Annotated in this window: 1 rRNA gene; it reads left to right on the forward strand. The window is 51.1% G+C overall.

Annotated features, from left to right (window positions below):
- Positions 1-385: 385 nt before the first annotated feature.
- Positions 386-1,949 (forward strand): 16S ribosomal RNA (locus tag FC57_RS10330).
- The last annotated feature ends 107 nt before the right edge of the window (positions 1,950-2,056 follow it).

Below are 2,056 nucleotides of genomic sequence, written 5' to 3' on the forward strand. Positions count from 1 at the left end.
ATTAATAAAGTCGCTTCGAGGGAAGCGGCAGGGCTTGAATAAAAGACCAGAGCGAAGAAAAATTCAAGAAAACGAAAAAAGTACTTGCAAAAGGGTCGACAAGCTGGTAACATATTTAAATGTCGTCAGGCGGAAGGCAAAGAGCTGAAGCCGGGGCGGCGAGAACAAATTCAAAAAAGTTCTTGACAGGAGCTTGAGGGTTTGATAAAATTAAGGAGCTGTCCGGTGCGTCAAGCGCCGGGCGGAGGTAGTACTTTGAAAACTGAACAAAGTTTCGCTAAAAGTGTGCGGGTGTAAAAACCCAAACAAAAAGCGAAGTCAATTCGCAAGCAATAAATTTGAGACAAAGATCTTAAATATCGAAATGAAGTCATTTCAAACTTTTTAAAATGAGAGTTTGATCCTGGCTCAGGACGAACGCTGGCGGCGTGCCTAATACATGCAAGTCGAGCGAGCGGAACCAGCAGATCTGCTTCGGCAGTGACGCTGGGAAAGCGAGCGGCGGATGGGTGAGTAACACGTGGGGAACCTGCCCCAAAGTCTGGGATACCACTTGGAAACAGGTGCTAATACCGGATAAGAAAGCAGATCGCATGATCAGCTTTTAAAAGGCGGCGTAAGCTGTCGCTATGGGATGGCCCCGCGGTGCATTAGCTAGTTGGTAGAGTAACGGCCTACCAAGGCAATGATGCATAGCCGAGTTGAGAGACTGATCGGCCACATTGGGACTGAGACACGGCCCAAACTCCTACGGGAGGCAGCAGTAGGGAATCTTCCACAATGGACGCAAGTCTGATGGAGCAACGCCGCGTGAGTGAAGAAGGTTTTCGGATCGTAAAGCTCTGTTGTTGGTGAAGAAGGATAGAGGTAGTAACTGGCCTTTATTTGACGGTAATCAACCAGAAAGTCACGGCTAACTACGTGCCAGCAGCCGCGGTAATACGTAGGTGGCAAGCGTTGTCCGGATTTATTGGGCGTAAAGCGAGCGCAGGCGGAAAAATAAGTCTAATGTGAAAGCCCTCGGCTTAACCGAGGAACTGCATCGGAAACTGTTTTTCTTGAGTGCAGAAGAGGAGAGTGGAACTCCATGTGTAGCGGTGGAATGCGTAGATATATGGAAGAACACCAGTGGCGAAGGCGGCTCTCTGGTCTGCAACTGACGCTGAGGCTCGAAAGCATGGGTAGCGAACAGGATTAGATACCCTGGTAGTCCATGCCGTAAACGATGAGTGCTAAGTGTTGGGAGGTTTCCGCCTCTCAGTGCTGCAGCTAACGCATTAAGCACTCCGCCTGGGGAGTACGACCGCAAGGTTGAAACTCAAAGGAATTGACGGGGGCCCGCACAAGCGGTGGAGCATGTGGTTTAATTCGAAGCAACGCGAAGAACCTTACCAGGTCTTGACATCTAGTGCCATCTTCAGAGATGAAGAGTTCCCTTCGGGGACGCTAAGACAGGTGGTGCATGGCTGTCGTCAGCTCGTGTCGTGAGATGTTGGGTTAAGTCCCGCAACGAGCGCAACCCTTGTTATTAGTTGCCAGCATTAAGTTGGGCACTCTAATGAGACTGCCGGTGACAAACCGGAGGAAGGTGGGGATGACGTCAAGTCATCATGCCCCTTATGACCTGGGCTACACACGTGCTACAATGGGCAGTACAACGAGAAGCGAGCCTGCGAAGGCAAGCGAATCTCTGAAAGCTGTTCTCAGTTCGGACTGCAGTCTGCAACTCGACTGCACGAAGCTGGAATCGCTAGTAATCGCGGATCAGCACGCCGCGGTGAATACGTTCCCGGGCCTTGTACACACCGCCCGTCACACCATGGGAGTCTGCAACGCCCAAAGCCGGTGGCCTAACCGAAAGGAAGGAGCCGTCTAAGGCAGGGCAGATGACTGGGGTGAAGTCGTAACAAGGTAGCCGTAGGAGAACCTGCGGCTGGATCACCTCCTTTCTAAGGAAGCGAAGGATGCGGAGAGCAGGAATGCTAAGAGAAGCATCCAGAGCAAGCGGAAGCACACTGAGAAACTTTGTTTAGTTTTGAGGGTAGTACCTCAAAGA

The organism is Lactobacillus ultunensis DSM 16047, assembly GCF_001436305.1.
GTDB classification, from domain to species: domain Bacteria; phylum Bacillota; class Bacilli; order Lactobacillales; family Lactobacillaceae; genus Lactobacillus; species Lactobacillus ultunensis.